The sequence below is a fragment of the Streptosporangium sp. NPDC049248 genome, from assembly GCF_040678965.1.
Taxonomy (GTDB): domain Bacteria; phylum Actinomycetota; class Actinomycetes; order Streptosporangiales; family Streptosporangiaceae; genus Streptosporangium; species Streptosporangium fukuiense.
Map to the genome: position 1 here is coordinate 218,455 of NZ_JBFAQY010000006.1, position 16,843 is coordinate 235,297.

Sequence of the window (16,843 nt, forward strand, 5' to 3'; positions counted from 1 at the left end):
TATGTGGCAGGTCGACGGCGAGGTACTGAGGCGATCATAAGTATTGAGATTTTCCGGAAATTCCCCTGGTCCGTATGCCGCTTCAGCAGGGGGACGACTCGTCTTCCGGTCTTCTTGAAATTTACATAACTTATGATCGACTCAGTATGGGGAAAATTATTGACGGATGATTGACTCCAACGGATTTACCGCGAATATGGAGTACTCGATACCGTCAAGCATGCATGCATTGGGAATATTGAGACCGGGAGGAGTCGATTGACTCCAGTCGGCGTACCCGCCCGCGATCTTCAGCGTATCGCCGTCGGTGACGACGCCACTTCCAGGGGCGTCAACAGTGATCCTCCTGCAGGAATTTTCGGGTCAGAAAATATCTTGTGGAGCAACTTCTTGTCGAGGCCGAGCGCAGCGACAAGAATGTAGGCGGCGAGGCGGGGCGGGATGGCGTTGCCGATTTGTTGTGCGACATCCCGGCCGCGCCACCGATAGTCAGCGGGGAAAGTTTGCAGCTGCCCAGATTCCTCAGGGGTAAAGCGAGGAGGGTCAGCAGGGCGGCCATCCGGCGTCTCCACTCGATTGCGGGAGATTTTTCCTGTCACCGTGAAAGCTGGTTCGGCCGAAGTGCGCTGACCGCGGTTCTTTGGGTCTCCGCCGGTGCCGTAATTGGAGACGACGACGAATGGCTCTGGGCGGGCGAGCACGTCCTTCATCGCTACCCAGGGGGACAATCCCTCGGGCCCCTCTTCTCTCGACACATTCTTGCGATACGGGCGATGCGTCGGTTCAGGGAGCAACGCTTCACCTTCCAGGCGGGCGATGAGTACTGCTCGACGACGCGTCTGCGGGACTCCGAATTCCTCTGCGCGCAGTACGTCACACGCGGCGTTGTAACCTTCCTTCTCCAGAATCGTCTTCATGGCTTGCCATACAGGGAGGACAGCAGGTACCTGCTCCAAGACGATCGCATCGTAGGGGTTGCCGTCGTCTATCGCCTGAAGCGCCCACTTCAGCGGCTCCAAGACCAAGCCCGTGCGGTCGTCGCCGTTATGATCGGCTGCTAGCTTCTCCAGATCGGTCCCTACATCCAAGCGGAGCGCCATACGTTCCGCGAAGTCCAGAACATCGTCCAATGCGCGACGACCGGCGCCCGAGCCTGCAACGGTGTACGTCTGACAGGGGGGACCGCCCGCCAATACAGTGGCATCGCTAAAGTCTGAGGGCTTAAAATTGCGCACGTCGTCGTGTCGCGTCTCGAGCTTCTCCGCGTCACGCGTCTTGCACGCACTTGTGTCCAGCTCGATGCCGACCGTCGGCACATCGAGCCATCGTGCTGCTACGTCCAACCCTCCAGGACCGGCGAACAGATCAACGATCTTAGGGGGGCGGCGCACGTACTCTCCTGTCGGTCGAGGTGGATACCGGGGGACGGCTGAGACGTCCATCCGCCTGTGAGTCACCCGTGATGGCGGCAAGCTTACTCTCTGATCATGACAGTCTCCTGGGCGAGCGATGCTGTACGCAGGCCAGGGGCTGAGCAGCGGCGTAACAGGAGATCTTGCTCAAGCAGCTCGACGCCGACAAGATCCCAATGTCCCGATTTTGTCGGATTGGGTCGGTACTCTCGTGCTCTCGCGACAGAGGAGGGCATGTGGGCGACACCCAAAGAATCTTCAGAGCCGTGGAGATCTGCGCCGGCGCTGGTGGGCAGGCGCTTGGGTTGGAACGCGCGGGCTTCGAGCACGGCCTGCTGATAGAACTTGACGACAACGCCGTTGCGACGCTCCGATTGAACCGCCCTGACTGGAAGGTGGTGGCGGGGGACGTGGCAGATGAAGACGTATGGAATCCCAACGACTATGCGGGGAGCGTTGACCTCCTGGCTGGCGGGGTGCCGTGTCCACCCTTTAGTGTCGCTGGACAGCAGCGCGGGGCCGCCGACGAGCGTGATCTCTTCGCTTGGGCGGTCGAGCAGGTTGGGGTCATCCGACCTCGCGCCCTCCTGCTGGAGAACGTCCGTGGTCTGAGTCAGCCCAGATTCGCGGGGTACCGGCAGCATGTCCTTGACCGCTTGAGTGAGTTCGGATACGGAGCAGAGTGGCGAGTCGTGAACGCCAGAGACTATGGCGTGCCGCAGCTCCGGCCCAGGTTCATACTCGTCGCGATGCAGCCAGAAGACCTCACGTACTTCCATTGGCCTGCACCTGTTGCTTCCCCTCACACCGTCGGGCAAGCCCTGCTTCCTTTGATGTCCGCTAACGGCTGGGAAGAGGCTGAGGCGTGGGCGAGCAGGGCCAATGACATCGCGCCGACCCTCGTTGGGGGTTCGAAGAAGCACGGTGGTGCCGACCTGGGGCCGACACGAGCCAAAGCCAAGTGGGCAGAGATGGGTGTGAACGGGTGGGCCTTGGCCGATGCGGCTCCCATCAGGGGTGAGATTTTCGAAATCGGGCCCAAGCTGACGTGCGAGATGGTAGCTCGTTTGCAAGGATGGGACGAGGAGGAGTTTCGTTGGCATTTCAGCGGCAAGAAGACCGCCCGCTACCGCCAAATCGGCAATGCTTTCCCGCCTCCAGTGGCAAAAGCTCTGGGCGTGGCCGTTGCAGCCGCTCTGAACCACGCGACCATGCCTCGTGAATGTGGCCCACAATCGGAACATGACCCCATCTACCGCGCTCTCCGAAAAGGAGGGGATTTCATGACCCTCGATCAGATCGTCAGGGCAATCAAGTCACCGCTGAAGACCGACGAACTGGAACGCCGTATCGATTCGCTCGGGAAGGACTTCGAACTCGAAGTGCGAGACGGAGATCCGATTGCTTATAAGATCGGATCTATCAGGGCTTTCCGAGGGGAAGCTGGTCATGTCCGGAACGAACAGTTCAAGAAGGAGATAAGAAGAATCAGCTGATTGATCTAGCGGACGGCGATGTGCCGATGTCCGCGAGCCGGGCCGACCTACGCTCATTCAACAAGATTTTCTAGCCCTGCACGCCATGCCGGAGAGGGAAGGCGATCGAACATATTGCGGCTTCGAATGATCAAGTGGGCAAGGCGGTGACAATGCTCAACAGACGGCGCCCCTATCGCAAGATGCCCCTCTTCCTCGGAGTAGAGACAACACCCTGTTTCGAGGACGAATTGTGAAATCAGCGCTGCGCGATCCGCATCGAGAATTACCCCGACATGGGGATGCTGTTGTAGGTGCAGGGAGCCAGGCGCCCGTCCGCGACACGCAGTATAAGTCGTACCGCCAGCTGCGACGATCGCCATCACCAAGGCGGCTACGCCAAGGTCTATTCCTCCGATGTGCCAGGCGAAACTGTCGTCTTCGTTCTCGTAGGCGTCGTTTACGACCGTTTCAAGTGTCTCCTCGAATCCTTCAGCGTCATGGGCTTGGTAAGCTCGATCAAGTGCATCACGTTCGATCTCAAGAGCGCCTTCAGCTTCGTCCCAAGTCACATCGTAAAGAGGGGCGTAGTCGCGGTTCCAGCCAGGCCCGGGGTAGCTGGCGACATCCTCTGCAGAGGTCTTTCCCAGATACTCTGGGTTGTAGTCGACATAGCATTCGACGTTGAATTCAGGTATCACGCCACTACTCTGTCAGATTGACTCGGCTTCTGTTCCGCAGAAGGAACCCGGCAGAGCGCCAGCTCTGGGCCAGGTGTTGGGGAAGCTTGGACTCTGTCTGGCAAGCGATGTCCGTGCTCGGGCATGAGAGGGCGGCGTGTCGATCGCTGCGAGCGCCTAGCGCAGAGGTTTCAGGATCAACCCGGTTCACTCGTCCTCCAGTCTGCAGAGATCCTGTTTGGTGTCCTCCTGCTTCCCCCCGGCGACCATGCGCTTGACGAAGTGCAGTACCTCATCGAGTGCCTTACGGCTGGCCATCCGCTGGGCGACGGTGAAGGTCTGGCGCAGTCGTCCTCCCGCGGGTACCTCTGCCTTGAAGAGCGCGAAGGTCCGTTGAGATGTACGTCGCCTTCGACGCGGTAAGCCCCGCAGCCCGGCGGGTCCGGCAAGCTGAGGCATCCCGTTCCGCACCCACCGTGGGAATACCGAGCTTCTCGGTCGTCATGTCGAACCTACCGGGACCGGCGAACAAGACAACGATCTTGCTAGGTAGAACCTGATCCAGGAGGTGTGTCACGTAGGCAGACACCGCCACAGTTTCTGTGGTCGATAGTCCTGGCGATCATGGCTGATCGGTGATCGATCAGTGTATCGGCGGGCACAGAAAGTATCATATATGTTGCCGAAGGTGACGTCCTAGGCGGCGTGACTCCATGGAAGGTCGCGCGAAGTAGCTTGTTGTGGTTCGGATGTCAGAGTTGCTGATGGGATATAGCGTTTTCCTGTGGTCTTGATGCCTTCTCCTAGTTCGGTCGGTGTGTCGGCGCGGATGAGCAAGCAGCGCCGCAGGGACACCGCGCCGGAGATGACCCTGCGGAAACTTCTGCACGCCCGCGGTCTGCGATACCGGGTGGCGTGGCCGATACCCGGAATGAAGCGTCGTTCGGTTGACATCGCTTTCACCCGCGCGAAGGTCGCAGTGTTCGTGGATGGATGCTTTTGGCACTCATGCCCCGAGCACGCCACACGCCCGGCCGCCAACGACAAGTGGTGGTCGGAGAAGCTGGCGAAGAACACGGCGCGAGACATCACGACGAACGAGCATCTGCGTCAGGCTGGATGGCGGGTCCTCCGTATCTGGGAGCACGAGGATCCATCCGAGGCGGTCGATCGCATCGTCGAGGAGGTCATGAGGTCGTGGGCTGAGCGCTGACTTGGCCCACCCTTGATGTACGACCGCTGCGATCGCCCTGGGCTGTGATCCACCTGCCCCTATACGTCAGGGTTGGAGTCTGTGGACGACCTGGATCGAACCGTCGCCAGGCGCGTGACGGTCTCGTTCGTCAATGTACGGCAAAGGTCTTGGATCTGCTGGTCAGTGAGGGCCCGTACATCCAGGAACGCCAGGTACCTGCGTAGTCGTGCCGTGACATCACGAATCACCGGTCTACGAGGGGAGTTGGCGGCGAGGTCGATGACCGCCCGGGCCATCTCCCGTACCAATCGAGGATCACCTCCGATACTGCGGCGTTCCAGGAGCTGGTTGAGGTCACTCTCACTGAGTGCGGCCAGGACGTGCTCGTGACCGGCGAAGACCACAGCCTGCCACCACAACCGTGCCCAGGTGTGCCGGGTGAGGTCGGTGGCGATCCATCGTTCTTTGTTACCCGGTCCGAAGCGCCACATGGTCACATGAGGAAGGACCACGAGAGAGAGAAAAGACCAGAGGTCCCGGTTGCCGGCTTCCGCCCACGACAGGTCCAATTGGCCGCGGATTACTTTCGCTGCCTCCCGGTCGAAGGAGATCCGCGCGTCGTTGCTGGCTGGCTGTGGGTAACCGTACTCCTTGGCCGTCGTCGAGACCGTTTCAATCAACTCTCGTACGCGTTTCGGCGCGACACGACCGCCGACGGGTGACCAGGTCTGTTCCGGGTGACTCTCCCGTGGAGCAGGAGGTCGTCCGGCGGTGACCTCGGCGTACAGGGTTGTGCCCACCACGGAGGGGAGATGAGGCCACAGTTCACTCACTGGAAAATCCGCCCCCTGCCGAGGTTCCTCACTGCGCCGGAGATCTGAGTCCTGAACTCCGCGAGCTCCACCGCCGCGGGTGGGGCGAAGAGATGCAACGGTGACGCGGCGAAGGTTCTCACCAGCACGTCCCCGACGCTGTCGGGCGGCCATTCCTCACGTTCATCGAGCTCTGCGCGGAGGTGCAAGGCGAGCTCCAGCAGCATCGCGGCGACGCCTGCCTGGAGTTCGTCGAGCAAAGCTTGCTGGCGTCTGTCCTTGGCGCCACGGGTGACCGCCGTGCGGAGTTCGCGGTCGTGTTTGTTGATGAGCACGCGAAACGTGCCGTAGAAGGGGGCGGTCAGGTCTGTGCTCGTCTCCAGGTGCCAGCTGGCGGTGGGGGAGAGCCGGGTATGGGCGAAATCGATCTCGTGCACCGGGAACATGGAGGACATGCTTTCCAACACCACCCGTTGAAGGTGCTCGGCGAGCACCGAACCGGGGGCCGTGGCCACGCCGACCCCTCGCTCCACGGTGGCGCGGGTGAGGCTGATGGTGCTGCGGAGTGACAGGATTCCGGACAGGCGTTCGCCCACGAGTGTCGTATGGATCAAGGCCGTGCCGTTCGGGTCGAACCGCGCCGCCAGCGCGGCTTCGGTCATGTTGGTGGTCGAGCTGGTCCAGGAGACGGTCAGTGCGACGTCCGCCAGGTGGAGCCCCGTCTCCTGGACGAAGCGCGCTACGTCAACCCGCACCCGACGTGCTGCCCGCAGATCAGTGCCTGGGTCCCAGCCGTCGACCGCCTCCGGCATGGGCCTCCACTCCTCCGCGTCGAGGAGGAACCACGGTTCCCAGACCACAGTGCCCTGACGCGGGACCAGGTAGGGACGAACGTCAGCCAGCATCGGACGTCACCTGACTCACTCGGAAGCGTACGACAGCGTCGGGTACGTGTGTGGCGTAGACGTACCAGTCCGACTCCTCGCCCGCAGGCACTGTGACGGTCCTTCCACGCGCGACGACTCCGGTGGTGGACTGCCACTGCATGATCCGCGGAACGGCGGCACCGAGAGGGGGCTCGCTCTCGCGGCCTCCCCCTTCCAAGACGACTTCGACGTCGGCAGAGAGGACTCTCGATGCGACCGCCGCAGGGACTTTGACTGCGGCGACCAAGTAAGGCTCTCCCTCGTGCATCAGCAACATCGGGGTTCCGTGCAGTCGAGGCCGTCCTCCTCGGCGCGATGACACACCGCCTCCGAGGCCGCCGGTACTTCCCCGTCCACCACCGCCGAAGTCGCCACCTCCGGTGCCGATTCCGCCGGTTCCGCCGCCACCGGCGCCCGACTCGTCGTCTTTCGGCCGTCGGCTCATCCGCGCGGGCACGATGCTGGCGAGCAGCGCCGACAACTGCCCCAGTCCTTGGCCTCCTGATCCACCGCTCTGGGGTCCGAGCCCAAGTCGTTCGTCCAGTTGCTTCTGTACGAACGTGCGTGCTCCCTGCACGACCCCTCGTGCGGTTCCGGTCAGCCCCTTGGAGATCCAGTCGTCGTGCGTGGGCGGCTCGGCGGAGGCGAACAGCGCGTCGGCGTCCTCGGACGCCTTGAACACACCTGCGTAGGCGAGGCGTTGGTCGGGATGGGGCGGACCGGGAAGGTAATCGACCACGAGTTCGGCGACACGCATGCGGGCGACGTGGTGGGACGGACCCTCGAACGGCTTCGCCGCACCGACGAGGAGGCGCGTGCTCGTGCCTCCGGCGACACCCAGGGCCATGGCGAAGGTGCCGGCGTGCTTTGGCGGCACGGTACGCGAGAACGCGACTCCGTCACCCGCTCGTACCTCTTGCAGCGCCTCGACGAAGGGTGCGAGCTCGCCGAAGGTATGAGGGTCGGCCACGGGGACGGCCGACCCGTTGACGCCCACGACGAAGCGCATGTGACGTCCATCCTCGTCCGGGACCATCTTCGGCCACAAGTTCCACAGGATGGAGGACGTGATGAAAGTGGCGGCCTCCTCGGGGGTCCGATCACGAGCGTCCGTCTCGGATCCGACAGTTCCCAGGTCGGCGGCCAGAATGACGATATCGGTGCCGGTGTCGCCGTCGTCGAAGCCCGGTAACTCCAAGGCCTTGGAGATCGCGTCGGCATGAGGAGAGACGACCGGGTCCGGCACGTCGTCCGTCGCCACGAGGCCCCACCAGTGACGGCCGGTGAAACGGCGCTCGTCGAGATAACAACTGTGACCGAGCGCGGCGCCCATCAGTCGACGGGAGTCGGGACCGTGAGCGGCGGTGTGCGTGTCCACGAGGATCGCGCTGGCTCGGCTGAGTCGGTAGAAGATGCCCTTCCCGAATCCGTACGTTCCCCCGCCGAACTTGTGGTCGCTTGGCTCCCCAACATTTCGGATGAACTGCACGAAGTCCGGCGTCTCTCCGTCGTGCGCGCGCTCACCGGCGCGCAGCGGACCGCCCAGCCCTCTGGTGTTGCGGTCGGAGATCACCAGCACGACGGTCTCCGGGCGCAGGGCTCCATCGAGGTCGACGTTCGACTGTTTCGGAGGTCCCGGCAGCAGCAGGTCACGCCAGATGTGAACGTCGTCGCCGAGCACACGGACGTCGATGCGGAACTCCACCACTCCGTCGGACAGATGCGCGTCCCAACTGTTCTGCGCCGCCTCCCGCACCAGAACAGTCAACGGGTCGAGCGCGGGTCGTCCCAACTGCTTGACGATACCCTCTGCTACCGCAGAGCCTTCCGGCGCGAACGGCTGCGACCACCAACGAGCGCTCATCTGACCGCCTCCTCCGCGATCTCGGCCAGAGAGGCACCGGTGCTGAACGGGAGCAGAGCGGTGAGTTCGATCTCATAGCGGATGTCCGCTACGCCGTTCGGAAGCGAGCCAGTGACGAGGGACGACGGGACGAGTCGAGGCGTGTCCGGACCGACCGCGATTCTGAGTACCTCCTCGATCGCGAACGTGTCCAGGTCAGGTCGATCCGGCTGGCCCGACCATCCTGCCGCCGAGAGCCGTGTGCGGAGGCTCGCCCGTGACACCACTGAGCCGCGTAACTGTTCGACGAGGTCGCTCAACGTCCGCCCCTCGGGATCTTTCACGACGCGGAGTAGGACGAGGTCCAACGGTCGTCCATTGTGGGTGCCCAGCTGTTCCAACCCGTGGGCGGTGATGGTGTCACCTGCGGTGCTCAAGCCCTTCACCTCCAGGCACCGGACGGCAGCCTCGAAGTCGTGCGGTTCGTTGAGCGGCCCACGCCAGGCATCTACGGGGAAACCGGGATCGGCCTCGACGAGGGCCGAGAGCACGGCGAGCTCCGCGAAGAGGCCCAGCTTGGCCTGACGCGATAGTCCACGCAGCAGGCTGCTCCGGAAGAGTCGCCGCCACCGCGCGATGGCGGCGACCGCGGCGCCCCCCGGTCGCCGCGCGTCCGCCACGGCCTCCAGCACGTCGGTCACGACCTCGTTGAACTCAGGGAAGAGATCGGGCTCCGCACAGGACACGTCGACGTATGCGATAGCAGCACCGCCGAAGCTGAGCTTGCGGACCACGGTGCTGAGCACCGCCGGCCTGGGATCGACGGACACGTCCTCGTCACCGGTGGGAACGAGGAGGTGTCGGGCACCTGTGCCGTCGAGCGCCACGCGGCAGGGCTCCGCATGGCATGTCACGTCCAGAGGAAAGGAAACGAGTTCCTTGGCACGCGGCCGGGTCAGGACCGCCCATGCACGTTCCAGCACGGTCGGTTCTACGCCCGTCATATCAGGTCCTCGGTGTCGATGCCGAGTGCCTCGTCGACGTTCTCGCTCTCGACGTCGGTGAGGTCTACTGCGACGTGGGTAGCCTGGATGCTCTTCGTCCGGACGTCCCCGGGGAAGGTGATGCCAAGGCCGACCACAGGCTGCGCCGCGCCGAGCGCGGTGCGCGGGGGATGCTCGGAGGCGCCGCTCTGCTGCTGATTGACGGGTTCGCTCGTCGGGTCGATCAAGTAGAGGACGACCAGGCCGCGGTCATGACAGACAGGGTGGCTGTTGCGCAGGGCGACGAGTTCGCTCTCGCTCTTCGCCCTCGCCTGCGAGGCCGTCAGACCGAGGTCCAGGGCGCGGTCCTGCTTGCTCATCAGCGTCTTGATGTCCGCGCGTTCGGCGTGGTGGTCGTTCAGCCGGGATCGGATCGAGTACTTGATGTCGAGACCGCCCAGTCTCGCGTCCCCACCCTCACCGGTCACGACGGCGACGGACCACATCGCCAGGCTCGGCGGGTCGCTGGTGAGCTGCCGGTCGACGTACTTGACCATGAGCGACGGTTCGAGGTCCGGGGAGTCCTCGTGCACCTGATAGCGGGACAGGAAGGTCTTCACAAGCGACACCGGGACGTCGCGGATCAGTCGGGCGGCACCCAGGTCCTCGACCTGACCGTGCCGGACCGCCTCCTGGACGAGGTTCTCCGCGGCCTGGCGGTTGCTGTCCAGCCAGTCGCTGTCGCGGTGCTCGAAGTAGCGGGTCTGCAACCGGCGCCCGGCGTAGGAGATGAAGGCCGGCTGGGCAGCGCCCAACTTGGCGGTGATCCGCAGCGATGGATGTGTCCGAATGCGTACCGCGACCTGGGACGGCGTCAGGTTCTCCCGTTGATAACGGTCGATGTCGTCGCGCATCTCGTGCTCGACGGTGGCGAGATGGCGGAACGCCGCTGCGAGGCTCGGTGTCATCCAGATTCTGGGCAGATCCTCGTACCCGGTCCGGTACCCGAACCAGCGACCCATCTGGAGCAGAGTGTCGTAGGCCGTCGCCCCTCGGACGAAGAAGCTGACGACGAGCCCTTCCAGGGTCAGCCCTCTTGAGAGGGTGTTGCCGCCGACGGCGATGGCGACCACGGAGGGGTCGGAGTAGTCGAGCCGGTCCTGGCTTCGGTAGTTGTCGAGGACGACGCGCGTCGTGGCGATCACCTCGCTCAGGTACGGGAGAACCTCGTCGAAGGTGTTCTGATTCCGGTCGAAGTCCTCGGCGGGCACTCGCGACGACTCCTTCTCCCAGAGGTTGCGCCACTCATCGAGGACCTCTGGACTACCGGCCGTGAGGCTGGCCACGGTCTGCTTCTGCAGCCACCGCAAAGGGTCCCGATAGCTCTCGTGGACCGCGATCTTCACAGACGTGTGGATGAGCATCGTGCTGTGGCCGTCGTCGCCACGCGCCCGTCGTGCCGCTGTGGCCAACCAGAACCAGCGGACAGCCGTCACCAACTCATCGATCATGGTGGGGGTGAACCCATCCGCGGACTCCTTGCTGCCTGGACGCAACAGCGGGACATCCTCCTCGGCGACCAGGCGCACCATGTCGTAACCGTCCGGTGGGCCCTGCTCGTCGGCAGTCTCCCACTCCACGGCATCGCGACCGAAGATCTTCTCGGGGCCGAAGTAGCCATCGGGACGCGGCAGGTTGAGGATGAACGACTTCGGATATAAGTCTTCCTGGGTGGGGTCGATGAATACGTTGGCGAAGGGTGTCGCGGTGTAACCGACGTACGTGCAGCGTGGCATCAGGTTCAGGAGCTTGCGGATGAGCGGGTTGATCCGACCCGTGGCCACCGAGGCCTGATCCGCCTCGTCGTCGATGATCAGTACGGGGGCGGACGCGAGTGCCTTCCGGCTGTTCGGCTTGTCCAACCACCTGATGAGCTTGTCCAGCACGGCCGCGTTCTTCTTGACGACTGCCAGGACCGTCTTCTCCTCACTGAGCGCGGCCGACGCCTCAATGGTCTGTGCGACGAAGTCCTGGGTTTCACCGGTCAGTGTCATCCAGCGGTCGGGGTTGAGGTCCTTGAGGTACTGGTCCAGTCGTACCTGGGTCTGGCGGCGCAGCCCGTTGTGGATGCCGGACAGGACGATGACCAGGCGGTACCGCACATCCGCCATCTTCGCGATGACCGCGGTGAAGTTGGTGGTCTTCCCACTCTGCACATATCCCACCACGAGACCTTTGGAGTCCCATGTGGAAGAGTCCGGTCGTGGGGTGTGGGCGACCACGGTGCTGGATGAGTGGTCCACGGAGCTGATGCGTTCGTCAGGCCACTTATCGGTCTTGAACTGGTCCTTCAGGGCCAGCCAGTAGCGGTCGGCCTCACCCGGGCCGCTGTACCAGTCGTCCGAACCGGCCGTGATGATCGGAGGCCCGCCGGCCTGCACCTTCGCTCTGTCAGCCTCGAACTGGCCTCGGAACTTGTCGACCATCTCCTCGGGCAACGAGTCCGAGAAGCTAGCGACGGCTGCCTCGACGCCGTGGCGTCTAGCCCAGTCCGCGAAGACGGTGTATAGGCTCAACGTTCCTCCCCCTTTCCCCTGTCTGGGAAAGAAATTTAGCGGATAAGGGCATAGGCGACCAAGCTGACCTTTAACTCGTGGAGTTCGGCAGCCTGAAGGCGTCATGGGGCTGTGTGGTTATGTCCTGATTATGTGGTATGCGCAAGTCGGCGGGTTGACCGCCGCACAACCGACTGATCTTTCCCCACAGGACGGATACCTTGTCTGAGTCGGTCCTGTGTCGGTTGGGAGGGAAAAACCTGTGCCCGTACCTCACTCACCTAAGTTTCGTGAGCACGCCGTCGCGCTGGCCCGACTCGGTGACGAACCGATCATCACCTTGTCCCGAGAGCTGGGAATCAGCCGATCCTGCCTGCGAAAATGGCTGGCTCAAGCCGACGCCGACCAGGAGGGCCGGACATCGAGCTGGCTGACGACGGTTGAGAAAGCCAAAGTCGCCGAGCTGCGACGCAAGAACAAGTAGTTGGAACTGAAAAATGAGATCCTGAAATGCGCAGCTGCTTACTTCGCGCGTGAGAACGTTCTCTCAAAACAGCATACCTGCTGGTCCGTAAACTCGCCGACGACGATGTCCCTATCGCGGTGACCTGCCGAGTGCTGAAGGTATCGCGCTCTGGATGTCATGACTGGCTCGGCCGACCCACGTCCACGAGCAAGCGAATATCGAGCTGGCGAAAATCATTCGTGAGATTCATGTCGAGTTCCTCGGCAGCTACGGCGCGCCGCGTGTGCATGCGGAGTTGACGCTGGGCCTGGCGGTGAATCGCAAGCGCGTCGAGCGGCTCATGCGCCAAGCCGGGCTGCAGGGCGCTTACCGGCGGCGAGGGCGCCGCACCCCGGTCAACGTTGCGACCAAGGAGGACCTGGTCGGCTGGGCGTTCACCGTTCAGGTCCCCGACCGGCTCTGGCTGACCGTGAAGGAGGCTTGCGCGGCCGGCACCGCCGGGGCGAAGAAGGAGGGCTTAGCCAAGAGACCGGCGAGGTGACCAAAAGGCTCATGCCCGGCCTCGCGGCCCGGCTGCACACCGAGGACGGCGGAACCGTCTTCCTTAAGAAGTCCTAACAGAATTAGCTGAGCGGCATCTTTGCAGCTCAGTGGTTGTTGTAGAGGTATGAGGAAGGGGCAGCGGCCGCCGTGGATCGTTGCGGATGAGCTGTGGGAGCGGATCGAGCCGTTGCTGCCGAAGGCAGAGCGCCGCTACCGGCACCCCGGACGCAAGCGGCTCGATGACCGCAAGGCTTTGTGCGGGATCTTGTTCGTGCTCTACACCGCGATCCCGTGGGAGTTCCTGCCCCAGGAACTCGGGTTCGGCTCGGGCATGACCTGCTGGCGCAGGCTGCGTGACTGGCATCAGGCCGGAGTCTGGGATCGCCTCCACCAGCTGTTGCTGGCCGAGTTGCACGCCGGCAACCAGTTGGACTGGTCCAAGGCGGTGATCGACAGCTCCCACGTACGGGCGCTCAAGGGCGGCCCAAAACCGGCCCGAGCCCCGTCGACCGCGCCAAGACGGGCTCGAAACACCATGTGATCACCGACGGCAACGGCATCCCTTTGGCCGTGAGCCTGACCGGCGGCAACCGCAATGACATTCTCCAGCTCATGCCACTGATCGAGGCCATCCCCCCTGTACGCGGCAAGGTGGGCAAGCCCCGCCGACGCCCTCAGAGGCTGTATGCCGACCGGGGCTACGACCACGATCGCTACCGCCGCCTGGCACGCGACAAGCAGATCACACCGATCATCGGCCGTCGCGGCACTCCTCATGGTTCCGGGCTCGGCGTCCACCGCTGGGTGGTCGAGCAGACGATCGCGCTGTTGCACTGGTTCCGCCGACTACGCATCCGCTGGGAAATCCGCGACGACATCCACGAAGCCTTCATGACCCTCGCGCTTGTGATCATCTGCTGGCGGCGCCTCACCCGCTGAACCCATTTTGCTAGGAGTTCTAAGGCCATCTCCACCACCAGTCCGGCCGCGTCCCTGTACGAGCGGGAACGACGAGCAGGTACCGTACTGCCGCCTGGCCTGCCCCCCACTTGCGGTGCAACGGCGAGGTGGAGGGGGGATCGTGCTGCTGCACGAGTACGTCGACGGTCGCGACGCCGATCTGTCGCCTGGCTCACCGGACGTGCCGCTCGTGCTGGACACCCTGGTCGTCCTGAACGAGGCGCTCACCCCGTGCCCCGGCGGGTTTCCGGAGGTCGCGGTGAACATCGCGGGACTCCAGGCCAAGGCCGCGAGCCTGCTCACCGGGGAACTGCCGGACCGGGCCATGTACGAGACGGCCCTCGCCACGTTCAGCCTCGACGCCCTGAAGGGAAACACCCTTCTCCACTACGACCTGCACTCGGGCAACTTCCGGATCGACGATGGTCGGTCGTACGTCATCGACTGGGCGTTCGCGGTGCGCGGTGCCGCGTGGGTGGACGCCGTGATGCTCGCTCCCCGTCTCATCGAGGCGGGCCACACCCCGGAGCGGACCGAGGCGCTTTTGGCCCGCGTACCGGCCTGGCGGTCCGCACCCGCGGACGCGGTCACCGGCCTGGCCGCGCTGTGGACGCTGTTCCGCCTGTACAAGGCGCGGTTCGGCCCGGAGGAAGGGCGCGATTTCCGTGCGCGAGCCGCCGAGGCCGGGCGAGCATGGGTGCGGTATCGCTCTGCCTGACCGGCTGACCACGTCAATCGAGGACGCCACCGGATCGGTCGCCCTCGCCGATCTGCTCCTGGAGGAACGACCGTGACCGCTCATGGCACGCCCGGCCTGGCCGCGCGGCTCCGCCGTGACCTTGCCGACCGGCTCATCCGGACCGGATGCCTGCGCGACCCGGCGTGGCGGGACGCGGTCGAGTCCGTGGCGCGCGAGCCGTTTCTCGGTTCGGCGATCGCCAGGGCCACCGAGTACGGCGATCGGTGGGAGGTGGCGCGCCGTGAGGAGATGACCGGGGACGAATGGCTGGAGCTGGTCTACCGCGACGAGACGTGGGTAACGCAGGTCGACGGTGTGCTGGTCGAGGAGGCGCGCGGTCTCGCCTGCGGGGCGCCCACGTCGTCGTCGACGATGCCCGGCCTGGTCGTACGGATGCTGGAGGCCGCGAGGATCTCCGACGGAGAGAAGGTGCTGGAGATCGGGACCGGAACCGGCTACTCCACGGCGCTGATGTGTCACCGGCTCGGCGACGGGGCCGTGACCTCGGTCGAGTACGACCGGGTCGTGGCCGGGGCGTGCTCGCGACGCACTCGCCGACGTCGGGTACACGCCCATGCTCGTGGTCGGTGACGGTCTCGCCGGGTACGAGGGGAACGCCGAGTACGACCGGCTGATCGCCACCTGTTCGGTCCGCTACATCCCGATCCCCTGGCTGTGGCAGGTCCGCGACGGAGGCGCGATCACCGCTCCTCTCTCCGGATGGATGGGCGGGGTGGCGTTCGCGCACCTCACCGTTGCCGAGGACGGTACGGCGAGTGGACGGTTCCTGGAGGACGACGTCTACTTCATGACCGCCCTCACAGCCCACCCCCGATGTCGTCTCCCCTTCTCGGGATCGGGGACGGCAGGGCGAGCCGGGTGGATCCGCGCGTCCTGGACGATCCGGCCGGGCTGTTCGCGGGACAGCTGGCCGCGCCGTCGGCTGTGAAGCTGGGTGGCGGTGAGGAGGTCGCCCTGCTGGACGTGGCGACCGGTTCGCAGGCCACTACCCGGCCGGAGGCGGCGGGTGGGTGGACGGTTCGCCAGCACGGGCCGCTGCGGTTGTGGGACGCGGTCGAGGATGCCGTCCTGGCCTGGCAGGAGGCGGGATCTCCGCACCAGTCGGCGTACGGGCTCACCGTGAGCGGGGAGCGTCAACGTGTCTGGCTGGGAGACCCTGGCGGGCCGGGCTGGGACCTGCCCGTCTGAGCTCCCGACCATGAGCGGACACGCAGGGTCGACTCAGGGCCGGCGGGGCAGCGTGTTCCCGCTCGCCACCCATCTCACCGGCACTAAGGTCAGTGGTCACGGATCGGGGTCGGCCGCGAAGGACTGTTAGGGTGCCCGCGTGCCAGAATCGATTACTTTGCTGAACCTTCTCGACGACGCGGCGATACTCTCGCTCGAACACCAGCTCCACCTTCAGGAACTGGTCGGTGACCACAGCTGGAACGTCGACATGCATCGGCAGCGGTTCGACTTCATCGGCCCCCGCGCGACCACCTGCACCGGCTTCCAGCTGCTCGGATCAGCCGCTCCCGGCCCGCGATCGTGGCTGTGGGCGTGGGCGAACCCGTCCGGGTTTCCCGAGTCGCTGGTGGCTGCGTCCGCGACTCTGCGCGACTTCGGGGAACGGCACGGCATCGCCGAACTCGCCTCCGCGGAGGTCCCGTTCGACGTGCTGCCCGGCTCACCCACCGAACCGGCCACGGTCGTCGGCCTTCTCATGGACGCCGCCAAGGCTGTGACGGGCCGCTGGACCTCCTACAACGGCGACGCCGGAGGCGGCACTCGGGCCGCGTTTCTTATCGAGCATCCGGACTTCCGGCTGCCGCCGCCCAACCCGCCCCGCACGGTGCGCGTCATCACGCAGGCGCTCACCGAAACGTGGGTGACGGACCACCGGCGCGCGCTGCACAGCTATGGTCTGCGGCGGCAGCTCAATCCCGTGTTCAGCCCTGACTTCGCGAGGCTCACCTTGTCGGGGCCGGGCTTCGAGGCGGTTGTGGATTTCGACCGGTACGACCGCGTCGCCAACATCGACGCCTCGATGTCGCAGCACTAGAGGCTCTGCGGGACGATCTCCGCTGAAGATCGGTCGCGTGTGGAGAACAGGGTTGGCGGGTCTGGCGCACTCCGCGACGCCAGACGTCGGTGATGGGAACGTCACCCCAGAAACCGCCGCGCGCCTCAGCCGGTGTCGTGTCCGCAGAGCCGAGGACCAGCTCCCCGTGTGCCCCGCCTGAGCGCGACA

The 16,843-nt window shown here is 64.6% G+C and carries 17 protein-coding genes; 10 read left to right on the forward strand and 7 right to left on the reverse strand.

Annotation, left to right across the window (positions count from 1 at the left end; genetic code table 11):
* Window positions 1-290: 290 nt before the first annotated feature.
* Window positions 291-1,391: a DNA cytosine methyltransferase gene (locus tag AB0K21_RS14470; RefSeq protein ID WP_355630140.1), complete on the reverse strand. Its 1,101-nt coding sequence runs from the start codon at window positions 1,389-1,391 to the stop codon at window positions 291-293.
* A 257-nt stretch (window positions 1,392-1,648) separates the two neighbouring features.
* Between AB0K21_RS14470 and dcm the strand changes: the two genes are divergently transcribed.
* Complete coding sequence (gene dcm, locus AB0K21_RS14475) at window positions 1,649-2,908, forward strand: DNA (cytosine-5-)-methyltransferase (protein ID WP_364149952.1); 1,260 nt, start codon at window positions 1,649-1,651, stop codon at window positions 2,906-2,908.
* 53 nt (window positions 2,909-2,961) lie between these two features.
* Here dcm and AB0K21_RS14480 read toward each other — a convergent pair whose 3' ends face one another.
* Window positions 2,962-3,588 (reverse strand): hypothetical protein, encoded by a 627-nt coding sequence (locus AB0K21_RS14480; RefSeq protein WP_355630146.1) that lies wholly within the window; start codon window positions 3,586-3,588, stop codon window positions 2,962-2,964.
* A gap of 808 nt (window positions 3,589-4,396) precedes the next feature.
* On the opposite strand from AB0K21_RS14480, the gene AB0K21_RS14485 reads away from it, so the two are divergent.
* A complete protein-coding gene (locus tag AB0K21_RS14485; RefSeq protein WP_355630149.1) occupies window positions 4,397-4,780 on the forward strand; it encodes a very short patch repair endonuclease in 384 nt (127 codons plus the stop codon).
* A gap of 59 nt (window positions 4,781-4,839) precedes the next feature.
* On the opposite strand, the gene AB0K21_RS14490 is transcribed toward AB0K21_RS14485, so the two are convergent.
* From AB0K21_RS14490 to AB0K21_RS14510, 5 genes are all read right to left on the reverse strand, one after another.
* Window positions 4,840-5,562, reverse strand: coding sequence for a DUF6339 family protein (locus AB0K21_RS14490; protein ID WP_364149956.1), 723 nt, complete (start codon window positions 5,560-5,562; stop codon window positions 4,840-4,842).
* A gap of 29 nt (window positions 5,563-5,591) precedes the next feature.
* Window positions 5,592-6,386: a hypothetical protein gene (locus tag AB0K21_RS14495; RefSeq protein ID WP_364149959.1), complete on the reverse strand. Its 795-nt coding sequence runs from the start codon at window positions 6,384-6,386 to the stop codon at window positions 5,592-5,594.
* 82 nt (window positions 6,387-6,468) lie between these two features.
* Window positions 6,469-8,364 (reverse strand): hypothetical protein, encoded by a 1,896-nt coding sequence (locus AB0K21_RS14500; protein WP_364149962.1) that lies wholly within the window; start codon window positions 8,362-8,364, stop codon window positions 6,469-6,471.
* Window positions 8,361-9,347, reverse strand: a complete 987-nt coding sequence (locus AB0K21_RS14505) for a PD-(D/E)XK motif protein (RefSeq protein WP_364149965.1) — start codon at window positions 9,345-9,347, stop codon at window positions 8,361-8,363. The genes AB0K21_RS14500 and AB0K21_RS14505 overlap by 4 nt, the downstream gene beginning before the upstream one ends.
* A complete protein-coding gene (locus AB0K21_RS14510) occupies window positions 9,344-11,902 on the reverse strand; it encodes a Z1 domain-containing protein (RefSeq protein WP_364149968.1) in 2,559 nt (852 codons plus the stop codon). Before AB0K21_RS14510 ends, AB0K21_RS14505 begins: the two co-directional genes overlap by 4 nt.
* 241 nt (window positions 11,903-12,143) lie before the next feature.
* Here AB0K21_RS14510 and AB0K21_RS14515 point away from each other — a divergent pair, with 241 nt between their 5' ends.
* From AB0K21_RS14515 to AB0K21_RS14550, 8 genes are all read left to right on the forward strand, one after another.
* Window positions 12,144-12,365 carry a transposase gene (locus AB0K21_RS14515; RefSeq protein ID WP_364149971.1) on the forward strand — a complete coding sequence of 74 codons (222 nt, stop codon included), beginning with the start codon at window positions 12,144-12,146 and terminating at the stop codon, window positions 12,363-12,365.
* Window positions 12,366-12,579: 214 nt separating this feature from the next.
* Entirely contained in the window at window positions 12,580-12,888 is a 309-nt protein-coding gene (locus tag AB0K21_RS14520; RefSeq protein ID WP_364150323.1) for an IS3 family transposase, read from the forward strand.
* Window positions 12,889-13,014: 126 nt separating this feature from the next.
* Window positions 13,015-13,829, forward strand: a protein-coding gene (locus tag AB0K21_RS14525; RefSeq protein WP_364149974.1) for an IS5 family transposase whose coding sequence is annotated in 2 segments (ribosomal slippage) — window positions 13,015-13,378 and window positions 13,378-13,829 — 816 coding nt in all. Because the reading frame shifts where the segments join, the coding sequence is not laid out codon by codon here.
* Window positions 13,830-13,971: 142 nt separating this feature from the next.
* Window positions 13,972-14,568, forward strand: a complete 597-nt coding sequence (locus AB0K21_RS14530) for a phosphotransferase (RefSeq protein ID WP_364149977.1) — start codon at window positions 13,972-13,974, stop codon at window positions 14,566-14,568.
* Window positions 14,569-14,640: 72 nt separating this feature from the next.
* Window positions 14,641-15,180 carry a hypothetical protein gene (locus AB0K21_RS14535; protein ID WP_364149980.1) on the forward strand — a complete coding sequence of 180 codons (540 nt, stop codon included), beginning with the start codon at window positions 14,641-14,643 and terminating at the stop codon, window positions 15,178-15,180.
* A complete protein-coding gene (locus AB0K21_RS14540) occupies window positions 15,164-15,538 on the forward strand; it encodes a hypothetical protein (RefSeq protein WP_343965564.1) in 375 nt (124 codons plus the stop codon). The genes AB0K21_RS14535 and AB0K21_RS14540 overlap by 17 nt, the downstream gene beginning before the upstream one ends.
* A complete protein-coding gene (locus tag AB0K21_RS14545; RefSeq protein WP_343965566.1) occupies window positions 15,535-15,798 on the forward strand; it encodes a hypothetical protein in 264 nt (87 codons plus the stop codon). Before AB0K21_RS14540 ends, AB0K21_RS14545 begins: the two co-directional genes overlap by 4 nt.
* 139 nt (window positions 15,799-15,937) lie before the next feature.
* On the forward strand, window positions 15,938-16,654 hold the full coding sequence (locus tag AB0K21_RS14550; RefSeq protein WP_343965568.1) for a DUF6882 domain-containing protein: 717 nt from the start codon (window positions 15,938-15,940) through the stop codon (window positions 16,652-16,654).
* The last annotated feature ends 189 nt before the right edge of the window (window positions 16,655-16,843 follow it).

What these genes read in the sequence shown, in the direction of transcription:
- AB0K21_RS14500 (WP_364149962.1), bottom strand. Translation starts at nt 8,364, where the DNA reads ATGAGCGCTCGTTGGTGGTCGCAGCCGTTCGCGCCGGAAGGCTCTGCG.
- AB0K21_RS14505 (WP_364149965.1), bottom strand. Translation starts at nt 9,347, where the DNA reads ATGACGGGCGTAGAACCGACCGTGCTGGAACGTGCATGGGCGGTCCTG.
- AB0K21_RS14495 (WP_364149959.1), bottom strand. Translation starts at nt 6,386, where the DNA reads ATGCCGGAGGCGGTCGACGGCTGGGACCCAGGCACTGATCTGCGGGCA.
- AB0K21_RS14485 (WP_355630149.1), top strand. Translation starts at nt 4,397, where the DNA reads ATGAGCAAGCAGCGCCGCAGGGACACCGCGCCGGAGATGACCCTGCGG.
- AB0K21_RS14540 (WP_343965564.1), top strand. Translation starts at nt 15,164, where the DNA reads ATGCTCGTGGTCGGTGACGGTCTCGCCGGGTACGAGGGGAACGCCGAG.